This is a genomic window from Haloferula sp. A504, from assembly GCF_044385805.1.
In the GTDB taxonomy this organism is placed as follows: domain Bacteria; phylum Verrucomicrobiota; class Verrucomicrobiia; order Verrucomicrobiales; family Akkermansiaceae; genus Haloferula.
The window spans coordinates 51,000-73,687 of the sequence record NZ_JBISBU010000012.1 but is presented as its reverse complement, the minus strand read 5'-3'; the positions used below and the strand labels follow the sequence as shown (position 1 = coordinate 73,687).

Sequence of the window (22,688 nt, the reverse complement as noted above, 5' to 3'; positions counted from 1 at the left end):
TCTACTCCTGCCCTCCCCGGTGCCTTCGCTGCTCCTGCCGGGGTGAATGGTCGTCGTGATCATCCGGTCCATGCTTCACCGGGAGAAAGACCATGGCGACGATGAGGGCGAGCCCCCCTCCGACGCCCAGAAGCAGCGGCCAGCGGCGCTTGCGGGCGGCGATCTGCCAGAACCAGCGCCAGTGAAGCGCGAGGTGGACGACGATCAGCGCGAGGAAGGCGTAGGCCAGCCAGGTGTGGAGGTCGCCCCAGTCGTGGCGCCCCCAGCCCAGCGCCGAAAGACCGCGGCCTCCCCGGGATCCGGGCGGCAGACGCCACGCCAGCAGGAGTCCGGTGCCGGCCAGGGCACAGAAGTTCAGCCAAATCAGCCCATTGAACACCTTCGGCACCCGCGTCCGTGGAGACGGTTTCGCACTCATCGTATCCGACCCTCGCACCACCCGACTCTCCCTTGCTGCGCACCGGTCCGCCGAAAGCCCGCATTTCCGATGCCGCCAACCTTCAAGCCGTCAGAGGACCCCCAGCGCCCCCAGCTGCTTCTCCGCCGCCCCGGCCCAGCCGCGGTTGGCCGCGGGTGACGCGGGCGAGGGATGCAGTACCCGCCCGATGATGGAATCGGCACCCACCGCTTCCGCCGCCTCCGCCAGCTTGCCCTCGGCGTAGGCACCCACACCGATCAAATACTGCGGACGCAGTAGCTTGAGCACCGTGGCCAGGTGCGCCATGCACGCCTCTTCCACCGGCTCCATCTCCGGCTTCGGCAGCTTGTCCGGCGTGATGTTCGCCCCGCTCCCGCTCATCCAGACCAGCGGGCAGTAGTTGGCCACGAAGTGGTCCGCGAAGAAATCCTCCGCCTTCGGATAGCGCTCCGCGAAGTATCCCCACAAGCGCCGGCCGCTCACTTCGGAGCGCTCGCAGTCGAAGCCCGTGATCGGCCGCTTCGGGTGCTCCGGGTCGGGCTTGCCGACCGGTTCGTCGATTCCCATCCAGTCGCGCACCGCCGGGATTTCGCCGAAAGGAACCCCCGTCTGGGCCATCCCCCAGGGGCCGGGATTCATGCCGAGAAAGAGCACCCGTTTCGGGCCCTTGCCGAAGCGCCGCAAATACGCCTCATGCGGCTTGCGGGCGTAGTCGGTCGGCAGATAGACGTGGCTCGCCGTGGAAAACCGCAGTGGCTTCAACGCGGCGGTCAACTCGCGCGAGACTTCGATCAGTTTCCGGCTCACGCCGGCACTCAAGCCGACCGACGCCGGCGAAGCAATCCGATCGCACCGGCGAGGACGAGAAATCCGGTGCCGGGCTCGGGAATGGCGGTGATGCTGACCGCCAGCGAACTGGTCACGGGGGGCTGTCCCGAAACCGAGGTCACCACCCAGGCATTGTCAAAAACTCCTTCGCTTCGGCTGTAGAGCCGACTCGGATCGGTTTCGGATCCCGGAACCGTGAGGCTTCCGGCATTCCCGAGGAAGGGTCCGAAAAGTCCGGAGCCGGAGAGATTGGAAACCTCTTCGAACTCAACCGCCCAGAAGATGTCGTCGCCGACCAGGGTGTCGATTCCGGAAAAGACCACCTCGGTCGAAACGCCGCCGGCAAACACGAAGTCCTCGAGCGTGACCGATGCCAGCGGGTTGACGTCCGGTTGGAAGGCCGCCAGGTCACCCGGGATCACCCCGGGCTGTCCGGGCTGGATCGAGCTCACGGGGATGGCGGCGTAGATCGAAAAGGTCACATCGCCCGTTCGTCCCAGATTCGAGAACACGAAGAGCGAGGCTTCGGTGACAAAGCGGTCCGTGCCTCCAAGCGTGGCGCTGTCGGCGTATTCCGTGCCTTCGGTAATCTGAAAGTAGGTGCCCCGGGCGGGCATTTCGTAGACGAGATTCTGGGCGTCGAGGGTTGCGACCAGGGCCGACACCTGAACGCCGAGAACGAAGTTCATCAGCTTCATGGGGGGATGGGGGGTGAGGGTTCTTAAACCTAACCGCCGTCTTCACCCGTCGTCCAGACAAAGCCCCGAGCTTCGCTGTCCCGAACTTTCAACACAGTCGAAAATCCCGACAGACTCCTAGCGCCCCTCCAGCGCTTCCAGACGCCGCCTCTGCTCCGCCTCCGGCGTGCCATCCGGCAGCATCGCGCCCTTGGTATGAACCCGTGCCAGACCTTCCTTCACCAACCATTCGTGCAGCCATGCCCCGTCCGGGGTCTTCACGAACGCGTGATAGCGCCGGTCGTTGAAGGGATCATCCCACTCGGTGAAGAGGGTGATCGACCGGCCCTCGAACATCGATGCCACCCGCTGCTTGGCTTCCTTGCCGATCTCCACGACCTCCGTGTCACCGACGCCGAAATCCACGGCCTGGTCGTGGATGCGCTCGTGGTTGTTCCGGCCGCCACCGTAGCTCCGGAACTTGCTCTCCGGACAATCGGCAAAGTAGAGCCGGAACTCCTCGACCCGGCCGTCCGGCAGCCGCAGCCTGAAGCTGTCGCCATCGTTGCCACCATGATCGACCCACGTGCAGCCCTCGATTTTTTCGTATCCGCCGACCACCGCGGGTTCCCCCGTTTCGACGTCGGCCGGCTGGTCGCGGAGGCCGCGGAGCAGGCCGGGCTTCCATCGCTCGACGCCCCACACCGCCAGCGCGATGACCATCAGCGCGACGAACGGCCAGCTCGGTGACTTCGCCCGGATCGCCATGTCTCAGAGCCCGCGGAATCCCTTGTATTCCTTGAAGGTGCCGGTCGGCACCGCCTGCTTGCCCCATTCCCGGTTGAGACGCCGGTACTTGTTGATGAACGCCGTCGGATCGGCCCAGTTGTCGAAGGTGCTGGCCACGCTGTTGCGGTGCATGCCGATGCTCAGATTGTGCCGGATCTCGAAGTGCAGGTGCGCGGCATACATCCCGCGGTTCGACCCGATGGTGCCGATCTGGTCGCCCCGCTTCACCTCCTGACCCACCTTCACGTTCATATCCCGCAAATGGCCGTAGAGCGAGTCGCAGTAGCGCACCTGGCCGGTCTTCGGCTCGCGATAGGCATGGCGGATGATCGCCACCCGGCCCCATCCGCCGCGCAGGTCGTAGGCCCAGACGACGATCCCGTTTGCAACCGAATACACCGGATCGCCCAGATCGGTGTTCCCCCCGCCCCTGCCGTTCCAGTCATCGCCGAAATGCGTGGGCGAGCGCAGCCTCAGCCCCCGCGCCTTGTAGTAGCCCGCGGCATCCGGTTTCCCGACCGGGAAGTCGAAACCATCGGCAATCGGAATCCGCACGGTCTTGGCCGCGGCCGAGCCTGCGGAGAGCGCCAGCATGAGAACGAGGGCGATCCCGGTTTTCCTGAGGGAAATCACCCCGCAAGTCCACGCCCCCACCGCGCCCCGGGCAAGCGAAATCCCCTCACCTCAAATGCTGCCAAAACCGTGGAAATCGGTGAAAATCAGGATGCCCACGGCAATTCCGACCGCGATCCGGTACCAACCGAAGACCCCGAGGCCCCGGCGATTGAGGTAGCCGACCATCCATTTCACCGCGACCGCGGCCGACACCGTGGCCGCGACGACCCCGATCAGGAGCGGGAGAAATCCGTAGCTTTCCCACATCAGCAGCGCACCCCCGAAGGCCGTGTCGTATTTCGCATCGATCCCCTCGATCGGCCACACCGCCTTCTTCGCCGTCGCCGCCGTCAGGGTCACGACGCCCAGCAGGAACGAAAACTCCACCGCTGCGGCCAACCTCAGGCCGACGAGCACGCCGCCGAGGATGGTCATCAGGCTGCGGCTGGTGCCCGGCCACATCGCCACGCACTGGGCGAAGCCGATCACCAGCGCCATCTTCCAGGTGATCTCGGCGAGATCGACCCCTTTCGATCCGCCGCCGCGCTTCATCCAGCGGTCGACGAAGAGGATCGCCACGCCGCCGACCAGCCAGGCCCCGACCACGGGTTTCAGGCCGAAAAGTTTCGCCTCGATGGCGTCGTTGAGGAGGATCCCGATCACCGCCGCCGGCAGGAAGCCGGCAATCATCGCACCGACAAGCTTCAGCCCTTCGGCATCCTTGCCGAGCAGACCTTTGAGCATCTGCTGCACGCGTGGCCAGTAAAGCCCGAGCACCGCCAGGATCGCCCCGGCCTGGATGCAGATTGCGAAGCAATCGGCCGCCTGCTTCGCCTGCCCCTCCATCCCGATGCCCATGAATCGCTGGGCGACGATCAGGTGCCCGGTCGAGCTGACCGGCAGGTATTCCGTGAGACCCTCGACGACTCCGAGGATGAAGGCTTGAAGCGGATTCATGTGCGCGGGGCGCAGCATGCGGCGCGCATCGCCGGGGGCAAGGCATTTGCCATTGATTCCGGACATGGATGGAGGGACTCTCTCCCATGCCGCCCCGGATCTGGAAAGTCCGCTACCTGCGCCTTGTCCGGAAGGTGCACCGGCTCATTCGGCACCGGCGGCTGCGGCGCTTCGAGTGGTGGAACGGCATCCGCAACCGCCTGCTCGACCGCTCCCTGTGGCACCCCTGCCGCGACACCGTGGCCGGCGGCATGGCGATCGGCTTCTTCTTCGCCATGATGCCGATGCCCATGCAGACGCTCGCGGCCGCGGCCATCGCCGTCCGCTCGCGCGTGAACGTCCCCTTCGCCGTGGCGGCCTGCTTCGTCAGCAACCCGCTGACCGAGCCCTTCATCCGCATCTCCCAGTTCCGCCTCGGCGGCTGGCTGCGGGAAAACCTCGATGTCACGGTTCCCCGGGTCGGCCAGCTCAGCCTGCCCCAGGGAGTCGCCGACTTCATCATCGGATTCCTCCTGGCCGGTATCTTCCTGGCATTCATCGCCTACCCGCTGGTGCACGCGTTTTCCGCGATCCTTCCGGACACCCTGCCGATCCGTCCCCCGGCGCTCAGGAGGAAGGCCCGAAAGTCCGCGAACTGACGACCCCACCGCCACGCGGTGCCTTGAGGCGCTCGCCGACCTCGATCTCGGGGAAATAAAGGCGGTCCTCCGCCCGCCGGTCGGCGCGCCGCACCGAAGCGGCAATCAGCATCGCCAGCAGCAGCAGCGACGCCGCCAGGCCCACCCCCAGCAGGATCAAGCGGCCGAAATGCCGGCGCGGCAGGGGCAACTCGACCGTCGACCCCTCAAGCGAGCTCAGAAGCGTGGCGACCAACTGCTCGGCGTCTTCCCGCGAACGCACGGTCGGCTCCGGCAGCGCCTTGAGCCGACTCATGATGGCCACCCGTTTCCGCGGCCCGACTTCCGAAGGCCCGCTGGCGGGCAGCTCCAGCCCTTCGGCCCGGATCGAGCGGTCCGTCCAGCTGATTTCCCACTTTCCGCTGTCGACCTCATAGACCAGCACCAGGCCGGGATCCTCTTCGAGCCACGAGTCCCGCAATCGCAGGGACTCCTCGAAAACGGTCCGGCCGATCAGGCTGTCGACAAAGACGAGATACACGTTGAAGCCGCTCGACTCGCGAAGGGCTCGGACCCGTTGCTCGAGCGCCTCACGACGCTCCGGCACCGGGTCGAACAAGCGCGCCTCGTCGAGCACCCCGCCTACGGGCCGCGGAGGGACGGGAATCCCGAGCTCCTGGGCACCCGACACGCCCAACAGCAGGATCAGCGCAAGTAACCCGCTCCTCACGGCTCGCATCCTTCCCAATCCCCCGGCACCGTGGCAAGCCTGCCGTCAGCGCTTCGACTCTTCTTTCCAGCCGACGATGAAGAGCAGGACGGCGGCGATGCAGATGCACGAGTCCGCCACGTTGAAGGAAGGCCAATGCCAGCCACCGGTGAACGGCACGACCACGTCGACGAAATCGACCACGTAGCCCTCCTTCAGGCGCTCCCACAGCGGCGCCCCCTCCATTTCCTCCAGCAGCGATCCCTGGATCAGGCGGTCGGTCAGGTTCCCGCAGATGCCCGTGATCAGCAGCGAAACCGCCAGCATGCCGAGCTTGCCGACAAAAAACCGCGTCTTCAGCCCGATGGTAATCAGCACGAAGGCGACCAGCGAGACGAAGGGAAACACCAGCGGCGCCCACTCGGTACCGTTGCCCATGCCGAAGGCGACTCCCTGGTTGTGCACCCGCACCCAGTTGAGAAATCCCGGGATGACCTCGATCCGGCGTTCGTCCAGCGGCGCGTCGGCCCACGGCACCGGAAAGGTCCGGATCACCCAGAACTTCGTCACCTGGTCGAGGATGTAGAGCGGCAGGGTCAGCCCCACCAGCCACGGCCAGAGCCTCATCCTCCCCTCCCCAGCCTCCGGCTGCACTTCGTTTGGCACTTGGAACTTCTAACTTGGAACTTCAGGCGCGAGCCACCACTCCGGCGCAGCGCTCGCAGACTTCATCGACCAGCGGCTCGTAGCGCCGGCAGCGCGGGCACATCCCGTGGTCGGCCTTCTCGACCTTGACCGAGAACTCGCCCCCCACCGTCACCTCGAATCCTGCGACGATGAAGAACTCCTTGGCGAAGGTTTCGTCGTTGAGCAGGTCGTAGGCGGGTTCTCCCTCCTTCACGACCAGCTTCACCGAAGCCTCGTTGTTCTTCTTGAAGGCCTTGGCCTTGACCCGCTCCTCGATCGCCTGCTGGACGTCGTGACGGATCTCGAGAAGGCGCGCGATTTTCTTCGTCGCCTCGCCCCCCGCGAAGGCCGGATCCGGCTCGGGAAAGTCCTGTTCGTGCACGCTGCCCTCGGTGAAGGGGGCGAATTCCCAGGCCTCGTCGGCCGTGAACGCCAGGATCGGCGCCAGCAGCCGGGTCAGGCTACTAAAGATGTCGTACATCGCCGTCTGCGTGGCGCGGCGTCGCACCGACTTGGCGGCGTCGCAATACATCCGGTCCTTGGTGGCATCGATGTAAACGGCGGAGAGGTCCGTCGCGCAAAACTGGTTCAGCTCGTTGAAGACCTTGCGGAATTCGTAGCGCTCGTAGGCCTTGCGGCATTCGCCCACGACGTCGTGCAGGCGCTCGAGGATCCACTTGTCCAGCGCCGGCATGTGGCTGGCGGCCACCCGGTCGTCCCCGGGGTCGAAACCCTCCAGGTTCCCGAGCAGGATGCGGAGCGTGTTGCGCAGGCGCCGGTAGGGCTCGGCGACCTGCTTGAAGAGATCCTCGCCGAATGGCACCTCGTTCTGCCAGTCGACCGACGACACCCACAGGCGCACGATGTCCGAGCCGTACTTGTTGTAGAAGTGCGCCGCATCGATCGGCTTGCCGCTTTTCTCGGCCTCGCTCTTGGACAGCTTCTTCTTGTCCTTGTCCACGACGAAGCCGTGCGTGAGCACCGACTTGTAGGGAGCGCAGCCACGCCAGGCGACGCTCATCATCAAGGAGCTCTGGAACCAACCGCGGTGCTGGTCGGTCGCCTCGAGATAGAGGTCGGCCGGCGCATCCAGCTGCGGATGCTTCTCGAGCACCGCCACATGCGAGCATCCGGAATCGATCCACACGTCGAGCGTGTCGCGGCACTTCGTCAGGCCTTTCTCGAGGCCCAGCCGCTCGCACATCTCCTCGTCGGAAAGCTCGAACCAGACGTTGGTGCCCTCCTTCTCGACGAGATCGGCCACCTTGCGCGCGGTGTCGGCGCAAAGCACCGCCTGGCCGTCCTTGAAGAACACCGGCAGTGGCACCCCCCAGGTGCGCTGGCGCGAGATGCACCAGTCGGGCCGCGCCTCGACGGTGCCATGGATCCGGTTGCGACCCCAGGAGGGCAGCCACTCGGTCTTGCCGATCTCCGCCAGCGCGGTGTCGCGCAGCGTGTCGATGGAAATGAAGAACTGCTCGACCGCACGGAAGATGATCGGCGTCTTGGAGCGCCAGCAGTGCGGATAGCTGTGATGGTAGTCCTCCCGCGCCAGCAGCACGCCCTTTTCGGTGAGGATCTCGATCACCCGCTCGTTGCTCTCGAAGACGTGCTTGCCGACCAGGTCCGGCACGCCGCACTCGTCGGTGAAGTTGCCGTCGTCATCGACCGGGGAAAGCACGCCGAGGTCATACTGACGCCCGACCGCGTAGTCGTCCGCGCCGTGACCCGGGGCGATGTGCACCGCGCCGGTGCCGGTTTCGGTCGTGACGAAGTTGCCGAGGATGATCTTCGAGGGCCGGTCGAGGAAGGGATGGCGTGCCTCCAGATTTTCCAGCTCACGGCCTTTCAGCTCCTTGAGGGTGGTGACCAGGCGCATGCCGGTCTTCTCGCAGAGCTCGTCGACCAGCTCGCGGACGACCACGAGGATCTCCTTGCGGCCGTTGCCGTCGAACTGCCCGACGACGTAGGTGAACTCCGGGTGCACCGCCACGGCCAGGTTGGCCGGCAGCGTCCACGGGGTGGTCGTCCAGATCGCGATCGAGGCATTGCCGATGCCGAGCTTCGACGCCGCCATCGGCGTCAGCGCGAACTTCACGAAGATCGAGGGGCTGATCTTGTCCTGGTACTCGACCTCGGCCTCGGCCAGGGCGGTGTGGGCCCCGTAGCTCCACTGCACCGGCTTCTTCGACTGATACACCACGCCATCCTCCACCAGCTTGGCGAAGACGCGCACGACCTCGGCCTCGTAGGCCGGATCCATGGTCAGGTAGGGATTCTCCCAGTCGCCGAAGACGCCGAGCCGCTTGAAGGACCCGCGCTGGATCTCGATGAACTTCTCGGCGAACTCGGTCGAGCGGCGACGGATCTCGGCGGGCTCCAGCCCCTGGGTCTGCTGCACCACCTTGAACTCGATCGGCAGCCCGTGGCAGTCCCAGCCGGGGATGAAGGGCACCTCGTGGCCGGCCATCGTCTTCGACTTCACCACCAGGTCCTTGAGCACCTTGTTGAGCGCCGTGCCCATGTGCACATCGCCGTTGGCGAAGGGCGGGCCGTCGTGGAGGACGAACTTCGGCGCGTCTTGCTTGCGACGCCGGGCGATAATTCGCTCGTAAAGACTTTCGGATTCCCAGCGGGCGAGTCGCTCCGGCTCACGCTTCACCAGATCCCCCCGCATGGGGAAATCCGTGCGCGGCAGCAGGATCGTGTCTTTGTAGTCGGCGCTCATGGGACTGTGGAAAAGGGCGCGGACGCTAGCAACCCGCCCCCCGGGGGTCAACCATCGGGGCTGAGGGCGGTTTTCCCCTCGTCCACAAGGGCTTGAAGGGGTTTCAATGCCCCCATGACCCCTGCCAAACGCCGGATCAAGCGGGTGGAGGTCGTGGTGTTTTGCCTGGTCCTCGCCATCGTGGTGATGGTCTCGGTTCCGTTGATCACAGGGCAACAGAAGTCGGCCAACTACACTGAAGCTCTGAGCAACACCCGCTCACTCTCCTGCGCTTTTCTTGAGTTCGACCAGGAATTTGGAAGCTTCCCTACCAAAGAAACCCGATCGCTCGTGATGGACGCGACCGGGACGGATCCCGGCCCACCGACCGGTTCGGCCAACGACTGCTTCCGCCAACTCATCGCCTACGGAATTCAGAGCGAAGACATCTTCTTCGCCACCCATCCCGAAGGCAGCAGCAAGCCCGACAATCTCACCCAACCTTTCGCCACCGAGGCCCTCAAGCCCGGCGAAGCTGGCCTGAGCTACGTTTACGGCCTGAACACCTCGCTCGATCCAGAGTATCCCCTGCTCATCGCGCCAATGAGGACCGGCTCCCACCTCGCCCATCGGACCTATGGAGGAAAGGTGGTGGTTCGTTTCATCGACAGCTCGACCCTGCCCTGCACCGTCAACCGCCACGGCGAGATCCTCCTCCCCGACGGCACACTGCTCTTCGACCCCGCCCGTCCCATCTGGCAAAATCGCCCCATCGACATCCGGCATCCGGAGTTTCCGAATTGAACGCCGGGGGCCGCCCAAGGAGGGAGCCTCGGCGAGCCAACCCACCGGCACACGTTCTTCCTCCATCGATATGGATTCGTGATGGATGCAAAGGCTCGAAGGCACTTGAGAACAGGCACCCGGGCTCCAGCCGGGTAAACCCGGCGCTCCATCCCATGACTCCATCACAATTGCTTTGCACCCGGGCCCTCTGGCGGTTCCCCTAGGTCCAAGCAAGCGATGCCCGCCCCCTCACCTCCCCGCGCCTGGGCCGAGATCGACCTCGATGCCCTTCGCCACAATCTCGCCATCGCCCGCGAGATTTCCGGCTGTCGTGTCATGGCGGTGGTCAAGGCCGGCGCCTACGGCCACGGCCTCGAGGAGATCGCCCGGACCCTCGCCGGCGAAGAGATCGCCTTCTTCGGGGTCGCCAATGTCGGCGAGGCCCGCCGGATCGCGGATGCCGGCGTGACCACCCGCCTCTATCTGCTCGGTGCGACCTGGGAAGCCGAGCGCGCCGAGGTCGTCGCCCGCCGCTGGACGCCCTGTCTTTCCAGTCTGGAAGAGGCCCGCCATTTTTCCGAACTCGCCACCGCTGACGGGACCCGCCTGAAGTGCCACCTCGCCGTCGACACCGGCATGGGCCGTGGCGGCTTTGTCCCCGACGTCCTGCCCGGCATCCTGCCGCAGCTCGAGGCGCTGGGCGGCATCGAGATCGAGGGCATCGGGTCCCACCTGCCGAGCGCCGACGAGGACGAGACCTTCACCCGCGACCAGTTCGAGCGCTTCGCGGAAATCGTCGGGCAGCTCGGCGGTCGCGAGCGCTTCGAGTGGATCCACCTTTCCAACAGCGCCGGCCTGCTCGGCTACGACAACTCACCGTGCAACCTGGTCCGCCCGGGCCTCATGCTCTACGGCATCTCGCCCCTGCCCGGCCACCAGGACCGCCTGCGCAACGTGATGAGCCTGAAATCGCGGGTCACCCTGATCCGCGAACTGCCAGCCGGCCACGGCGTTTCCTACGGCCGCACCTTTGTCACCCGGCGGCCGACCACCGTCGCCACTATCGGCATCGGCTACGGCGACGGCTACCCGCGCTCGCTTTCGGACAAGGGCACGGAGGTGGTCGTCGGCGGCAAGCGCCTGCCGGTGATCGGCCGGGTGACGATGGACCAGATCATGGTCGATGCCACCGACGCCGGCATCGCGGTTGGCGACGAAGTGGAACTCTTCGGCACCAACCTGCGGGTCGATGAACTCGCCGCCAAGGCCGGCACGATTGCCTGGGAGATCCTCACCGGCATCACCCCCCGAGTGACCCGGGTGCATCATCCACTGATCACTGATCACTGATCACCCGGCACTGCCGCCGCAGGCGGCTCAACACTCCACCACGTTCACGGCCAGCCCGCCGCGAGAGGTCTCCTTGTACTTCCTCTTCATGTCGCGGCCGGTGTCGCGCATGGTCTTGATGACCTTGTCCAGGGTGACGTGGTGCTTGCCGTCGCCGCTCATCGCGAGTCGTGCCGCATTGATCGCCTTCACCGATCCCATCGCGTTGCGCTCGATGCAGGGGATCTGGACGAGGCCACCCACCGGGTCGCAGGTCAGGCCCAGGTTGTGCTCCATCCCGATCTCCGCGGCATTCTCGCACTGCAGCGGCGTGCCCCCCAGATACTCGACCAAGCCGGCCGCCGCCATCGAACACGCCACCCCCACCTCACCCTGGCATCCCGCCTCGGCACCGGAAATCGAGGCGTTCCGCTTGTAGAGCATGCCGATCGCCGCAGCCGCCAGCAGAAACCGGTGCACCCCGTCGGCATGCGGCGAGTGCTTGAACCTCACCGCGTAGTGAAGCACGGCGGGAATGATCCCCGCGGCCCCGTTGGTCGGAGCGGTCACGACCCGACCACCCGCCGCATTCTCCTCGTTGACCGCCAGCGCGTAGAGATTCACCCAGTCCAGCACCGACAGCGGGTCCGACAGGGCGGACTCCTGCTTGCTGCGGAGCGTCTTGTAGATCTTCTTCGCCCGCCGGGCCACGGCGAGGCCGCCCGGCAGGGTGCCGGAAACGCTGCATCCACGCTTCACGCAGGCCTGCATGGTCTTCCAGATCCGGTCGAGTCGTTCGCGGGTCTCCGCCTCCGGCCGGAAGGCCTCCTCGTTGGCGAGAATCAATTCACTGATGGACAATCTTGTGGAGCGGCAGTTCTCGAGCAGCTCGGCCGCCGAGGCGAAAGTATGGATCACCTTCAGGCCCGGGACCGGCCCGGCCTCCATCTCGGCTTCGGTGGCGACAAACCCGCCTCCCAGCGAATAGAACACCTCCTCGACCAGAATGGCCCCCTCCGCATCGAGGGCGACGAAATGCATGCCGTTGGGATGCGCCGGAAGCGGCCGGAGACGCTTGAACGACAGGTCCTGCTTCTCATCCAGACAAATCTCCCGCCCGTCCGGCAGGATCAACCGCCCGGTTTCACGGATCCGCCCGAGCAGCGCCGGCACCGCGTCCACATCCACGTCTTCGGGCGTCTCTCCCATCAGCCCGAGAAGCGTCGCCCCATCCGTCCCGTGCCCCCTTCCCGTCGCCGCCAGCGAGCCATGAAAATCACAGCGCACCCGCGCGACGGCCAGACCCTCGAGCGACCGGGCAAAGCGCGCCGCCGCACGCATCGGCCCCACGGTGTGGGACGATGACGGACCGATCCCGATTGTGAACAGTTCGAGGGCGGAAATCACGGCTCGCAACCCATCCGGATTCCACCCCGATGTCAATTCCCTGCGGACGAGTCGCGCCGCTACGATTCCAACTCGGTGAACACCATCACCCCGTTGGCCGTCTGCAAGGTGCTGACGACCCGCACGTCGCAGCTGCTGCCGATCCTGTCGACGGCATGATTGACCACGATCATCGTCCCGTCGGAAAGATAGCCGACCGCCTGATGATCGTCCTTGCCCGGGCGCACCAGGGCGATGCGGATCTTCTCGCCGACGACCACCTGCGGGCGCAGCGCCTCGAGAAGCTCCTCGAGGTTGAGCACCTCGACGCCGCGCAGCCGGGCGACCTTGCTCAGGCTCTCGTCGGAAGTCATCAGGCGCGCGCCATACAACTGGGCGCTTTGGAGCAATCGCGACTGGATGGTTTCGTCGTCGGAAATCCCGACGGCATCCTCGATCGAGATCGGCACCTCCTTGGAAGACTGCATGCTCTCGAGCAGGTCGAGTCCCCGCTGCGCACGCTGGCGGTTGTTCTGCGAGGGCGACTCCGCCAGCACCTGCAGTTCATCGAGCACGAAACGCGGCACGATCAGTCGCCCGGCGAGAAACCCGGATCGCACCAGAACGGGCACGCGGCCGTCCATGATCGCCTCGCCATCGAGGACGACCGGCTGGCCGGTGGTGCCGTCCTGACGGAAGCGCACATACGGCAGGATGAAGGCGAAGTCATCGCGACTGCTGCGCAGCGCGAGCACCGCGCCGAGAAAGCCGAGGCTGGCATAGAGCAGCGAGCTGACTCCCAGCGAGATCGTCGTCGCCACGTCGGGCCCCACGATCACCGCGCCGCTGTCGAGCTCGAAGTTGCGGTTGAGCGCCGCGGCGAGCACGTCGGAAAACCCGATCCGTGTCAGCAGGAAGGAGCAGAACAAACCCACCAGCAGACCGAAGGTCGCCGTGGAGAAGCCACGCAGGGTGAAGCTCTTGATCAGCGTCTCGACGAAAATGAAGAAGGCCGCGACCACCAACCCGCCCAGCAGGCCGGCCCACATCGGAATCTCCCAACCGGTCCCGCTGGTACTGAATGCCAGCACCAGCCCGGCCGCCTCGCAGACCAGCAGGTAGATCAGGCGGGCGATGTTGACGGAGGAGGGAGTGGTCATCGTCGGGAAACAATCTCCCCCGGCTCGTCCGGCCCCTGCAAGCAAAAGCCTCAGCAGTCACGCCGGTCTTGGCTCCCGCATGCATTCTGGCAGGCTTCCGCGTCACCCGGAGTCGGACGAAAGCCGGCGCGGATGGCTCCGTAGAATCCACCTTCATGCGCCTGCTCCCCTACCTGGCCCTCGCCGGCATCCTCCACGCCGAACCGGATCTCCCGGACCGCGACGATTCCTGGAAACTCGTCTGGTCGGAGGAATTCGACACCGTGGAAGGCCTCGACCCGGCCATCTGGGAGCTCGAGACGGGATTCAAGCGCAACCGCGAACTCCAGTGGTACCGGCAGGACAACGTCTCGTGCCGCAACGGCAAGCTGATCATCGAGGGCCGGCGCGAGCAGGTCTCGAACCCGGGTTTTGAAAAAGGCCACCGGTCGTGGCGCAAGGCCCGCCGGTTTGCCCGCTACACCTCGGGATCGCTGATCACCCGCCCCGAGCACTCGTGGAAATTCGGCCGCTGGGAAATCCGCGCCCGCTTCCCGGCGAAGGCCGGACTCTGGCCCGCGATCTGGAGCACCGGCCACGGCAAGTGGCCGGGCGCCGGGGAAATCGACATCATGGAATTCTACCGCGGCCTGATCCTCGCCAATACCGTTCACGCGGGAAAATCGGGCGAACAGGTCTGGAACAGCTCACGCACACCCATCGACGAATTCAACGTCGAGACCTGGGACGCGGAGTTCCACGAATGGGTGATGCTGTGGGACGAAAAACGCATCGCCTTCTACCTCGATGGACGCCTGCTCAACGAGGTCGACCTCACCCCCATCCCGAAGACCGGCCCCGGCGAAACCCATCCGTTTCACGAACCCCACCGGATGCGCCTGAACCTTGCCATCGGCTCGAATGGTGGCGATCCCTCGGAAACCGACTTTCCCCAGATCTACGAAGTCGACTACGTGCGCATCTATCAGCAGCGGTAGGGTCACAGCTTCCAAGCTGCCGTCTTGTGGCCGGACCGGGAATCATCGAGGCTCGAACCCATGGTCATGGAACCCCAGCCACCCCCCGATCTCGAGCCCCAGCCGGTGGCCGCCGAGCGACGCCTGACCCGCGGCGAGCGGATGCTTTTCTGGATCGGCCTGCTGATGCCGGCTCTCACCTCCCCGGCCGCGGTCTTCGGTTTCATCATGTTCAGCTACTCGGCCGGCAGCGACGTCGCGCCCTCGTCCATCGCCGTCGCTGCCGTGTGGCTTGCCTTCGTCGTCGGCTGCTGCTGGCTGTGCGGATGGATCAATGCGGTCAAACAAGGCCCGGAAGGACGGAATGCCCGGGCCTGGAAGCAGGCGGGCTTCTTCTTCCTCGGCCAGCTCCTGCTCACGCCCACCCTCGGCTTCGGCACTTGCATGGCCATCGCCGGGGTTTCCAGCCTCTGACAAGAATCCTCCCTCACCATCCCATGATCGCCAAATTCCTCCTCGCCCTGGTCCTGGCCGCTCCCGTCCTCGCCGCCAAACGGCCCAACCTGCTGCTGATCACGGTCGACGACATGAACCGCGACTCGGTCGGCGCCTACGGCTGCCCGATTCCGGACATCACCCCGAACATCGACCGCCTCGCCAGCCAGGGCATCCAGTTCGACCGCGGCTTTGTCAACGTCGCCATCTGCCAACCCTGCCGCGCCGTCCTGATGACCGGACGCTACCCGCAGACCAGCGGCGCGCTCGGCTTCGACAAGATCAAGCCGGGAGTCCCCACCCTCCCCGAGGCCCTGAAGAAGGCCGGCTACTACAACAGCCTGATCGCCAAGGAAGCCCACGTCGTCCCCTCGCGCCATGCGGCCTTCGACCGGATCGACAAGCAGCGCGATCTCGGCGGTGGCCGGAGTGCCGGGGCCTATGCCAAAGCCGTCCGCAGCGCCATCCGCGAGGCCGGCGAGGCCAACAAGCCCTTCTTCATCACGGCCAACGCCGCCGACCCCCACCGGCCCTTCGCCGGGTCCAGCGGCGACGCCTTCAAGAAAGTCCCGTATCCGCGGGAGATCGATCCGAAGGATGTGCCCGTCCCCGGCTTTCTCCCGGACCTGCCCGACATCCGCACCGAGCTTGCGACCTACTTCCAGTCCGTCGCCCGCGCCGACCAGGTCGTCGGCACGATCCTCGATGAGTTGGAAAAGAGCGGCGAGGCCGGCAACACCCTGGTCCTCTTCCTCAGCGACCACGGCATGCCGCTGCCCTTCGCCAAGACCAACTGCTACCTCACCTCGAACATCACGCCCTGGATCCTGCGCTGGCCCGGCCACATCGATCCCGGCTCGAGCGACAAGAAGCACTTCGTCAGCGGCATCGACGTCGCCCCGACCTTCCTCGACGCCGCCGGCCTCGGGAACCTCGAGGGCGCCGACGGGTCTTCATTCCTGCCCCTGCTCAAGGGCGGGGAGCAACCCGCCCGCAACAAGGTCTTCACCTTCCACCAGAAACCCTTTTCCGGAAAACGCCTGCCGATGCGCGCGGTCAACGACGGCGACTACCTCTACATCTGGAACGGCTGGTCGGACGGCGAGACGCAGTTCCGCAACGAATCGATGAGCGGGCTCACCTTCAAGGCGATGAACAACGCCGACGACCCGGCGATCCGCGCCCGCGCCGACTTCTACCTCCACCGCACCCGCGAGGAACTCTACGACATCCGCAAGGACCCCGACTGCCTGCACAACCTGCTCGATGAGCCGGGCGGCAAGTATTCCGGCCAAACCAGCGCCATGACCAAGGCCCTTTGGCACTGGATGAAGAAGGTCGACGATCCGGAGCTGGAGACCTTCGAGGATCAGGTCGAGCTGGCGTTGGATTGAGTTTGCGCCGTCCGGCCCGCGGGTCTAAACCACCGCCGCCATGGCCTCCATCAACGCGAACTTCCTCAAGCTCAAAGCCGGATACCTCTTTCCCGAAATCGGTCGCCGGGTCGGTGCCTTCACCGACGAAAACCCCGACCTCGCCGCCAGGATCATCCGCTGCGGCATCGGCGACGTGACCGAGCCGCTGCCCGAGGCCGTGCGCCGGGCGATGCACGAGGGGGTGGACGAGCAGGGAAATCGCGAGACCTTCAAGGGCTACGGCCCCGAGCAGGGCTACGCCTTCCTGCGCGAGGCCATCGTCGAGAACCAGTATGCCGACCTCGGCATCAATGCCGACGAGGTCTTCATCTCCGACGGCTCGAAGTGCGACTCCGGCAACATCCTCGACATCTTCGGCGCCGGCAACCGCATCGCGGTGACCGATCCGGTCTATCCCGTCTATGTCGACACCAACGTGATGGCCGGCAACACCGGTGAGGCCGACGAAAGCGGATCCTACGAAGGGCTGCTCTACCTCCCCTGCACCGCCGAAAACGGCTTCGTCGCCGACCTGCCGCAGGAAAAGGTCGACCTGATCTACCTCTGCTTCCCGAACAACCCGACCGGCACCGTCGCCACGAAGGAGCAGCTGAAGAGCTGGGTCGACTACGCCAAGGCCAACGACGCCATCATCCTCTTCGACGCCGCCTACGAGGCCTTCATCCAGGACCCCGCGATCCCCCACTCCATCTTCGAGATCGAGGGCGCGAGGGACTGCGCGATCGAGTTCCGCTCGTTCTCGAAGAACGGCGGCTTCACCGGCGTGCGCTGCGCCTACACGGTGATCCCGAAGACGGTCACTGGCAGCACCGCCGACGGCACCCGCGTGCCGCTCCATCAACTCTGGAGCCGCCGCCACTCGACCAAGTTCAACGGCGCCTCCTACCCGGTCCAGAAGGGCGCGGCCGCGGTCTTTTCTCCGGAGGGCAAGGCTCAGGTCGCCGCGTTGATCGAGCACTACATGGGGAATGCGGCGCTGTTGCGCGAGGCCTGCCGGAAGGCCGGGCTCAGCGTTTACGGCGGCGAAAACGCTCCCTACGTCTGGGTTGCCTGCCCCGAGGGCGTCGGCTCGTGGGACATGTTCGACAAGATGCTGCAGGAAGCGCAGGTCGTCATCACCCCCGGCGCCGGCTTCGGTGCGGCGGGCGAGGGCTACTTCCGCATCTCGGCCTTCAACTCGCGCGCGAACGTCGAAGAAGTCTGCCAACGCATCGCGACGGTGTTTGGATAGGAGGTCAGACACTCCTGTCTGACCGCGCAGCCAGAGCGCCATCGCCTCCCTCCTTGAACACCGAGACCATGCATGTCAGACAGGAGTGCCTGACCTCCCCTCCGCCGCCCGCACGTCCTGAATGATCATCTGCAGGCTGGTCCGGCCGCGGAAGTGGTTGCGGTCGATCGTGAAGGCGATGTCCCAGGGTGGGTCGGGAAGATCCTGCTCTCCCCCGCCGAAAAAGACGGCGTCGACCTCGTGGTAGCCCTGACGCAACTGCAGTCGCAGATGCTGGTTCTTCAGCCTCATGGGTGACCGGCACAGGTGCACGCCGCTGGCCATGAAGATCGGCTGCGGGTTGCCGTTGCCGAAAGGCTGGAGCAGTTCGTAGTCCTTCAGAAAGTCCAGCGACAGCTGGTCGAGCGGAATCTCGGCATCGAGATACAAGCGCGGAAGCCGGGCCTCCGGGTCGGTTTGCTCGATCACGTAGCGCGAAAAGCTCTCGCGGAAAGCGTCCATCTTCGACTCCTCAACGGAGATTCCGGCCGCCATTTCATGCCCCCCACCGGCCACCAGGTGCTCGCGGGAAACATCGATCGCCTCGACCAGCGACACGCCCTCGACACTGCGGCCACTGCCCTTGCCGACCCCGTCCTTGTCGATCGCCACGATGAAGGTCGGCTTGTGGAACTGCCGCATCAGGCGGGAGGCGACGATCCCGACCACGCCGGGGTGCCAGTCGCGCGATCCAAGCACGATCACCGGCTCGTCCGGGTCACGTTGCGCGAGCATCTCCAGCGCCTCCTTGCGGATCCTCGCCTCGTGCTGCTGGCGGCGCCGGTTGTAGCCCTCCAGGCGTTCGGCGAGCTCGAGCGCCCGCCGCCGGCAGTCCGTGAGCAGGATGCCGAGCGCATCCTCGGGCACGTCCATGCGGCCCGCCGCATTGAGCCGCGGGCCGATCCGGAACCCGATGTCCATCGACGTCGCGCGTCCATTCATGCCGACCATCTTCTGCAGCGCCTGCAGGCCGGGATTGAGGGTGCCCGGCAGCCGCTTGAGACCGTGGCGCACCATCAGCCGGTTTTCCCCGACCATCGGCACGATGTCGGCCACCGTGGCAAGGGTCACGAATTCGAGCAGCGACTTCAGGTCGAAGCCCTCGATCGGACGCGTCTTGAGCAGGGCGTGGCAGAGCTTGAAGCACACTCCGGCGGCGCACAGGTATTCGGGCCCGCCGCCGCACTTCGGGTTCACCAGCGCGACGACATCCGGTCGGCCGCGGGGACCGGGTTCGTGGTGGTCGACCACGATCACATCGATGCCATCGGCACGCAGGCCGGCGATTTCATCGACGGACACGGTTCCGCAGTCGACCGCGATCAGGAGATCCGGTTTCGCCCCCTCGCTCATGCAGCGCTCGAGCGCCGCCTTGCTGAGTCCATAGCCCTCGGAACTGCGGCGCGGGATGAAATGCCTCGGATCGAGCCCGTAGGCCTTGAGCATCCGGCGCATCACCGCCACCGAACTCACCCCGTCGACATCGTAGTCGCCGAAAATGCAGACCTGCTCGCCGGCATCGACGGCCCGCAGCACCCGCTCGACGGCCGGCTGCATGTCGACGATCTCGAAAGGGTCGCCGATGTCCCGGAGGCGCGGCCGCAGGAAGCCCTCCAGTTGGTCCCCTGCGGGCAGGCCGCGCTGCTCGATCAGATGCCCGAGGATCGCCGGGAATCCCGCCACCGAGCCGTTTCCATTCATCTGGAAAGGCTCGCCACGGAGAATCCATTGGCGGACTTCGTTTCTCATCTGTCCCTCCACTGTATGTACGCCCTTCCAGACCTTACAACCCTCAACCCCGCCCGACCGAAAGTCTCTCCTTGTGAGCCCGCCGGGGAAAGGCGAGCGTGCCCGCGATGGCTGCCACCGTTCGCGTCGAACCGATCGCCCTCATGCCCACGCCGGCGGGATGTGCGGTGTTTCTCGGCGATGGGAAGAAAGTGATCGTCTTCTACATCGACATCGCCATCGGATCGGCGATCAACGTCGTCCTGGCCGGACAGACCCCTCCGCGACCGCTCAGCCACGATCTTTTCGTCCACGCCCTCGAGGGCTTCGGGGCCAAGGTCTCGCGGGCCGTCATCGTCGCCGTCGAGGACGAGGTCTACTACGCGCGGCTGATCCTGGAGGCGGAAAACGAGATCATGGAGCGCAAGATTGTCGAGCTCGACGCCCGGCCATCCGATTGCCTGGCCCTCTGCGTACGCACGGGAGCTCCCGTACTTGTGGTCGCGGATCTTTGGGAAAGCCTCGAGGACATGAGCCCGCTGCTCGAAGAAATGCGCAAGAAAGGCCAAGGACCGGGCGGCGAATGATTGTCGGCGGAGGTTGACCGCAGGCCTTTTCCGGCCTAAGCATCCGCCCTCAATGAAGTTTCCGGAAATTCCCAAGCGTGTCGACTGGATCAACACGGTCTTCCTCCTGATGATCAGCCTGCTGGCCCTGGTGGCGGCCCCCATCTACCTCTGGCACCACGGCATGGACGGATTCCAGCTCGGCATGTTCATCTTCTACGTGCTCGCCACCGGCATGAGCATCACCCTCGGCTACCACCGCCTTTTCTCCCACCTGTCCTTCAAGGCCAAGTGGCCGGTCCGGCTGTTCACCCTGGTTTTTGGCGCCTGCGCCTTTGAGAACTCGGTGATCAACTGGGCTTCGGACCACCGCCGCCACCACAAGCACACCGACCACGACGACGACCCCTACGACATCTCGAAGGGCTTCTTCTGGGCCCACATCGGCTGGATTCTCTTCAAGACGCTCCCCGAGCCGCCGCTCGACAACGTCGCCGACCTGCGCCGTGACAAGCTGGTGGTGTGGCAGGCCAAGTGGGACAAGGTCATCGCGCTCACCGTCGGGCTCATGCTGCCGGCGGTGCTCGGCTACCTCCACAGCGGGCCGATCGGCGCGCTCGGCGGTTTCCTCATCGCCGGAGTCCTGCGGGTCTTCGTCGTCCAGCAGTGCACCTTCTTCATCAACTCGCTTTGCCACACCATCGGCAGCCAGCCCTACTCGACGAAATGCAGCGCCCGCGACAGCTTTGTGATGTCGCTCGTGACCTTCGGCGAGGGCTACCACAACTATCACCACGAGTTCCAGCACGACTATCGCAACGGCGTGAAGCCGTGGAACTTCGACCCGACCAAGTGGGCGATCTGGTGCCTGTCGAAGGTCGGGCTGGCGAGCAACCTGCGGCGCGTGCCCCACGAGAAGATCCTTCTTGCCGAACTGCAGGAAGCCCGCCGCCGTGCCGATGCGGAAATGGCCCGTGTCGCCGCCTCCGACGACGCGGCATGGAGGGAGTCGGCCACCAAGGCGCTTGAGGCCCTCAATGAAAGGCTGACCGCCAGCTACCAGGAACTCGAGCGGATCGTCGCCGAGAAGGTCCAGCTCTCCCGGGAGGCGATCGATCGCTGGAGTTCCGAGATCCGCGAGATCCTGAGCCACATCGCCGAGCTCAAGGCCCAGCGGCTTCCGGTGGCGGCCTGACGGCCTGACGGCCTTTCCAATCTGCGATCGGGTTTCCCATTCCCTTGAAGTGACTTCCGGGTCAGCCTTCGGGGGTCCATGAACGAAACCTTCGCCATCCTCGCGGGCATCGGACTCGCCGCCGCCTGCGGCTTCCGGATCTTCCTCCCGCTGTTCATCGCCAGCATGGCGGTCCGTGCCGGGATCGACGGCGTGGCGGGATTCGAACTCGCCTCGTTGCTCGGGGAGGACCTGGCCTGGGTCGGCAGCACGCCGGCCATCATCACCCTGGGCGTGGCCACCGTCCTCGAGATCGGTGGCTACTACGTTCCCTGGCTCGACAACGCCCTCGACACGATCGCCACGCCCGCCGCCCTGGTCGCCGGCACCCTGGTCGCGTTTGCGCTCTTCCCGGGGGGAAACCAGGCCATCGACTGGGCCCTGGCCGCCATCGCCGGAGGCGGTACCGCCGGTCTGATCCAGAGCGGCTCCGTCGCCCTCCGGGGAGCGTCGACCGCCACCACGGGTGGCCTCGGCAACTTCGCCGTCGCGACGCTGGAACTGCTCGGGTCGCTGCTCGGATCGGTGCTCACGATCTTCCTGCCGATGCTGGCGGGAGGCCTCGCCCTGCTGCTGGCCTTCTTCGTCCTGGTGAAGGTCGCCAAGCGCCTCGCCCGGCGCCGCGCGGAGGCCTGAAAATTTTCTCCATCGACCCACCCGTGGACTTGCGCCGGGCACGGCGGAAAATACCTTTCCGGACACCGCCATGCCCTACGCCCAGAGGCCGCGCCGCCCGGCCACGCGACACCTGATCACCTTGGAAAGCCTCGACGCCGCGAACCGTCGGGTGACCGGCGAAATGTTCCGCCTCGGAATGTGGGTCGAGCCGCTCGACCAGGTCGGCCTCTACCTCGGTCATCGCGACCGCAGTTTCTACGGCTGGCATAGTGGCACGCCCGGCAACATCCACATCTCGCGGCTCAGCCTGCGCGACCTCTGCGACCGCCGTGGCCGCCAGACCCTGCTCACCGACATCCTGCGCCACGAGTGGTCGCACGCGGTGGCGGCCTGCTTTCCCGATTTCACCGCATCGCTCCGCTTCCTGCGCGCCTTCGGAGGCGACTACCACGACCCCCGGCCCGCGCGCGCCTACGATCCATCGCACCACGTCACCGAATACGCCGCCGAGATGCCCGCCGAGGATTTCGCCGAAGTCTTCAACTTCTTCCTCCGTCACAAGGGCCGGATCCCCCTGCGCCTGGCCAACAAGCCGGTCATCGTTCGCAAGTGGCGCTTCGTCGCCGCCATGGCCCGGCGCATGGCTTCGGGCAGGACCGCCTTCTGATCCCCCTTGAATGTCCGGAAGTTCAGTTCGTAGTTCCCCCTTTGGGAGGTCTT

Annotated in this window: 23 protein-coding genes; 11 read left to right on the top strand and 12 right to left on the bottom strand. The window is 65.6% G+C overall.

Going from position 1 to position 22,688, the window contains the following annotated elements; all coding sequences use genetic code 11:
- Position 1: 1 nt before the first annotated feature.
- The 6 genes from ACG2LG_RS08360 to ACG2LG_RS08335 form a co-directional block, all read right to left on the bottom strand.
- Positions 2–418 (bottom strand): DUF4405 domain-containing protein, encoded by a 417-nt coding sequence (locus tag ACG2LG_RS08360; protein WP_396258045.1) that lies wholly within the window; start codon positions 416–418, stop codon positions 2–4.
- A gap of 90 nt (positions 419–508) precedes the next feature.
- Complete coding sequence (locus ACG2LG_RS08355) at positions 509–1,225, bottom strand: uracil-DNA glycosylase family protein (RefSeq protein WP_396258043.1); 717 nt, start codon at positions 1,223–1,225, stop codon at positions 509–511.
- A gap of 8 nt (positions 1,226–1,233) precedes the next feature.
- Positions 1,234–1,944, bottom strand: coding sequence for a PEP-CTERM sorting domain-containing protein (locus tag ACG2LG_RS08350; RefSeq protein ID WP_396258041.1), 711 nt, complete (start codon positions 1,942–1,944; stop codon positions 1,234–1,236).
- A gap of 117 nt (positions 1,945–2,061) precedes the next feature.
- Entirely contained in the window at positions 2,062–2,691 is a 630-nt protein-coding gene (locus ACG2LG_RS08345; protein ID WP_396258039.1) for a hypothetical protein, read from the bottom strand.
- A gap of 3 nt (positions 2,692–2,694) precedes the next feature.
- Positions 2,695–3,345, bottom strand: a complete 651-nt coding sequence (locus tag ACG2LG_RS08340) for a murein hydrolase activator EnvC family protein (RefSeq protein WP_396258037.1) — start codon at positions 3,343–3,345, stop codon at positions 2,695–2,697.
- A gap of 51 nt (positions 3,346–3,396) precedes the next feature.
- Positions 3,397–4,350 carry an undecaprenyl-diphosphate phosphatase gene (locus ACG2LG_RS08335; protein WP_396258035.1) on the bottom strand — a complete coding sequence of 318 codons (954 nt, stop codon included), beginning with the start codon at positions 4,348–4,350 and terminating at the stop codon, positions 3,397–3,399.
- 20 nt (positions 4,351–4,370) lie between these two features.
- Here ACG2LG_RS08335 and ACG2LG_RS08330 point away from each other — a divergent pair, with 20 nt between their 5' ends.
- Positions 4,371–4,922 carry a DUF2062 domain-containing protein gene (locus ACG2LG_RS08330; protein WP_396258033.1) on the top strand — a complete coding sequence of 184 codons (552 nt, stop codon included), beginning with the start codon at positions 4,371–4,373 and terminating at the stop codon, positions 4,920–4,922.
- Here ACG2LG_RS08330 and ACG2LG_RS08325 read toward each other — a convergent pair.
- The 3 genes from ACG2LG_RS08325 to ileS form a co-directional block, all read right to left on the bottom strand.
- Positions 4,891–5,631: a hypothetical protein gene (locus tag ACG2LG_RS08325; protein WP_396258031.1), complete on the bottom strand. Its 741-nt coding sequence runs from the start codon at positions 5,629–5,631 to the stop codon at positions 4,891–4,893. The two genes, ACG2LG_RS08330 and ACG2LG_RS08325, sit on opposite strands and share 32 nt — an antisense overlap.
- Positions 5,632–5,676: 45 nt before the next feature.
- Positions 5,677–6,237, bottom strand: coding sequence for a signal peptidase II (locus tag ACG2LG_RS08320; protein ID WP_396258029.1), 561 nt, complete (start codon positions 6,235–6,237; stop codon positions 5,677–5,679).
- A gap of 61 nt (positions 6,238–6,298) precedes the next feature.
- Positions 6,299–9,025: an isoleucine--tRNA ligase gene (gene ileS, locus ACG2LG_RS08315; protein ID WP_396258027.1), complete on the bottom strand. Its 2,727-nt coding sequence runs from the start codon at positions 9,023–9,025 to the stop codon at positions 6,299–6,301.
- Positions 9,026–9,139: 114 nt separating this feature from the next.
- Here ileS and ACG2LG_RS08310 point away from each other — a divergent pair, with 114 nt between their 5' ends.
- Both ACG2LG_RS08310 and alr read left to right on the top strand, forming a co-directional pair.
- Entirely contained in the window at positions 9,140–9,808 is a 669-nt protein-coding gene (locus ACG2LG_RS08310) for a hypothetical protein (RefSeq protein WP_396258026.1), read from the top strand.
- Positions 9,809–10,027: 219 nt separating this feature from the next.
- On the top strand, positions 10,028–11,140 hold the full coding sequence (alr, locus tag ACG2LG_RS08305) for an alanine racemase (protein WP_396258024.1): 1,113 nt from the start codon (positions 10,028–10,030) through the stop codon (positions 11,138–11,140).
- Between the two features lie 27 nt (positions 11,141–11,167).
- Here the strand turns inward: alr and ACG2LG_RS08300 are convergent, their stop codons facing one another.
- Complete coding sequence (locus ACG2LG_RS08300) at positions 11,168–12,526, bottom strand: L-serine ammonia-lyase (RefSeq protein ID WP_396258022.1); 1,359 nt, start codon at positions 12,524–12,526, stop codon at positions 11,168–11,170.
- A gap of 59 nt (positions 12,527–12,585) precedes the next feature.
- The gene (locus ACG2LG_RS08295) at positions 12,586–13,665 is read right to left on the bottom strand and encodes a hypothetical protein (protein ID WP_396258020.1); all 1,080 of its coding nucleotides are present in this window, start codon (positions 13,663–13,665) and stop codon (positions 12,586–12,588) included.
- Between the two features lie 155 nt (positions 13,666–13,820).
- Here ACG2LG_RS08295 and ACG2LG_RS08290 point away from each other — a divergent pair, with 155 nt between their 5' ends.
- From ACG2LG_RS08290 to ACG2LG_RS08275, 4 genes are read left to right on the top strand one after another with little or no spacing between them, the layout of a single operon-like run.
- Positions 13,821–14,642, top strand: coding sequence for a family 16 glycosylhydrolase (locus ACG2LG_RS08290; protein WP_396258018.1), 822 nt, complete (start codon positions 13,821–13,823; stop codon positions 14,640–14,642).
- 60 nt (positions 14,643–14,702) lie between these two features.
- The gene (locus ACG2LG_RS08285) at positions 14,703–15,095 is read left to right on the top strand and encodes a hypothetical protein (RefSeq protein ID WP_396258016.1); all 393 of its coding nucleotides are present in this window, start codon (positions 14,703–14,705) and stop codon (positions 15,093–15,095) included.
- A gap of 23 nt (positions 15,096–15,118) precedes the next feature.
- Entirely contained in the window at positions 15,119–16,510 is a 1,392-nt protein-coding gene (locus ACG2LG_RS08280; RefSeq protein ID WP_396258014.1) for a sulfatase, read from the top strand.
- A gap of 40 nt (positions 16,511–16,550) precedes the next feature.
- Positions 16,551–17,783, top strand: a complete 1,233-nt coding sequence (locus tag ACG2LG_RS08275) for an LL-diaminopimelate aminotransferase (protein ID WP_396258012.1) — start codon at positions 16,551–16,553, stop codon at positions 17,781–17,783.
- A 75-nt stretch (positions 17,784–17,858) separates the two neighbouring features.
- Here the strand turns inward: ACG2LG_RS08275 and recJ are convergent, their stop codons facing one another.
- Positions 17,859–19,571: a single-stranded-DNA-specific exonuclease RecJ gene (gene recJ / locus ACG2LG_RS08270; RefSeq protein ID WP_396258010.1), complete on the bottom strand. Its 1,713-nt coding sequence runs from the start codon at positions 19,569–19,571 to the stop codon at positions 17,859–17,861.
- A 107-nt stretch (positions 19,572–19,678) separates the two neighbouring features.
- Here recJ and ACG2LG_RS08265 point away from each other — a divergent pair, with 107 nt between their 5' ends.
- The 4 genes from ACG2LG_RS08265 to ACG2LG_RS08250 all read left to right on the top strand — a co-directional run bounded on the left by ACG2LG_RS08265 (position 19,679) and on the right by ACG2LG_RS08250 (position 22,635).
- Positions 19,679–20,137, top strand: a complete 459-nt coding sequence (locus ACG2LG_RS08265) for a bifunctional nuclease family protein (RefSeq protein WP_396258008.1) — start codon at positions 19,679–19,681, stop codon at positions 20,135–20,137.
- 52 nt (positions 20,138–20,189) lie between these two features.
- Positions 20,190–21,311 (top strand): fatty acid desaturase, encoded by a 1,122-nt coding sequence (locus ACG2LG_RS08260; protein ID WP_396258006.1) that lies wholly within the window; start codon positions 20,190–20,192, stop codon positions 21,309–21,311.
- A 78-nt stretch (positions 21,312–21,389) separates the two neighbouring features.
- Positions 21,390–21,986 carry a DUF4126 domain-containing protein gene (locus tag ACG2LG_RS08255; RefSeq protein WP_396258005.1) on the top strand — a complete coding sequence of 199 codons (597 nt, stop codon included), beginning with the start codon at positions 21,390–21,392 and terminating at the stop codon, positions 21,984–21,986.
- A gap of 70 nt (positions 21,987–22,056) precedes the next feature.
- Entirely contained in the window at positions 22,057–22,635 is a 579-nt protein-coding gene (locus ACG2LG_RS08250) for a hypothetical protein (protein ID WP_396258003.1), read from the top strand.
- The last annotated feature ends 53 nt before the right edge of the window (positions 22,636–22,688 follow it).

Excerpts from the sequence above, each read along its gene's own strand:
- ACG2LG_RS08285 (WP_396258016.1), top strand. The coding sequence starts at position 14,703 with ATGGTCATGGAACCCCAGCCACCCCCCGATCTCGAGCCCCAGCCGGTG.
- ACG2LG_RS08335 (WP_396258035.1), bottom strand. The coding sequence starts at position 4,350 with ATGTCCGGAATCAATGGCAAATGCCTTGCCCCCGGCGATGCGCGCCGC.
- ACG2LG_RS08275 (WP_396258012.1), top strand. The coding sequence starts at position 16,551 with ATGGCCTCCATCAACGCGAACTTCCTCAAGCTCAAAGCCGGATACCTC.
- ACG2LG_RS08330 (WP_396258033.1), top strand. The coding sequence starts at position 4,371 with ATGCCGCCCCGGATCTGGAAAGTCCGCTACCTGCGCCTTGTCCGGAAG.
- recJ (WP_396258010.1), bottom strand. The coding sequence starts at position 19,571 with ATGAGAAACGAAGTCCGCCAATGGATTCTCCGTGGCGAGCCTTTCCAG.
- ileS (WP_396258027.1), bottom strand. The coding sequence starts at position 9,025 with ATGAGCGCCGACTACAAAGACACGATCCTGCTGCCGCGCACGGATTTC.
- alr (WP_396258024.1), top strand. The coding sequence starts at position 10,028 with ATGCCCGCCCCCTCACCTCCCCGCGCCTGGGCCGAGATCGACCTCGAT.
- ACG2LG_RS08350 (WP_396258041.1), bottom strand. The coding sequence starts at position 1,944 with ATGAAGCTGATGAACTTCGTTCTCGGCGTTCAGGTGTCGGCCCTGGTC.
- ACG2LG_RS08360 (WP_396258045.1), bottom strand. The coding sequence starts at position 418 with ATGAGTGCGAAACCGTCTCCACGGACGCGGGTGCCGAAGGTGTTCAAT.
- ACG2LG_RS08295 (WP_396258020.1), bottom strand. The coding sequence starts at position 13,665 with ATGACCACTCCCTCCTCCGTCAACATCGCCCGCCTGATCTACCTGCTG.
- ACG2LG_RS08310 (WP_396258026.1), top strand. The coding sequence starts at position 9,140 with ATGACCCCTGCCAAACGCCGGATCAAGCGGGTGGAGGTCGTGGTGTTT.
- ACG2LG_RS08250 (WP_396258003.1), top strand. The coding sequence starts at position 22,057 with ATGCCCTACGCCCAGAGGCCGCGCCGCCCGGCCACGCGACACCTGATC.
- ACG2LG_RS08320 (WP_396258029.1), bottom strand. The coding sequence starts at position 6,237 with ATGAGGCTCTGGCCGTGGCTGGTGGGGCTGACCCTGCCGCTCTACATC.
- ACG2LG_RS08255 (WP_396258005.1), top strand. The coding sequence starts at position 21,390 with ATGAACGAAACCTTCGCCATCCTCGCGGGCATCGGACTCGCCGCCGCC.
- ACG2LG_RS08345 (WP_396258039.1), bottom strand. The coding sequence starts at position 2,691 with ATGGCGATCCGGGCGAAGTCACCGAGCTGGCCGTTCGTCGCGCTGATG.
- ACG2LG_RS08290 (WP_396258018.1), top strand. The coding sequence starts at position 13,821 with ATGCGCCTGCTCCCCTACCTGGCCCTCGCCGGCATCCTCCACGCCGAA.
- ACG2LG_RS08280 (WP_396258014.1), top strand. The coding sequence starts at position 15,119 with ATGATCGCCAAATTCCTCCTCGCCCTGGTCCTGGCCGCTCCCGTCCTC.
- ACG2LG_RS08265 (WP_396258008.1), top strand. The coding sequence starts at position 19,679 with ATGGCTGCCACCGTTCGCGTCGAACCGATCGCCCTCATGCCCACGCCG.
- ACG2LG_RS08260 (WP_396258006.1), top strand. The coding sequence starts at position 20,190 with ATGAAGTTTCCGGAAATTCCCAAGCGTGTCGACTGGATCAACACGGTC.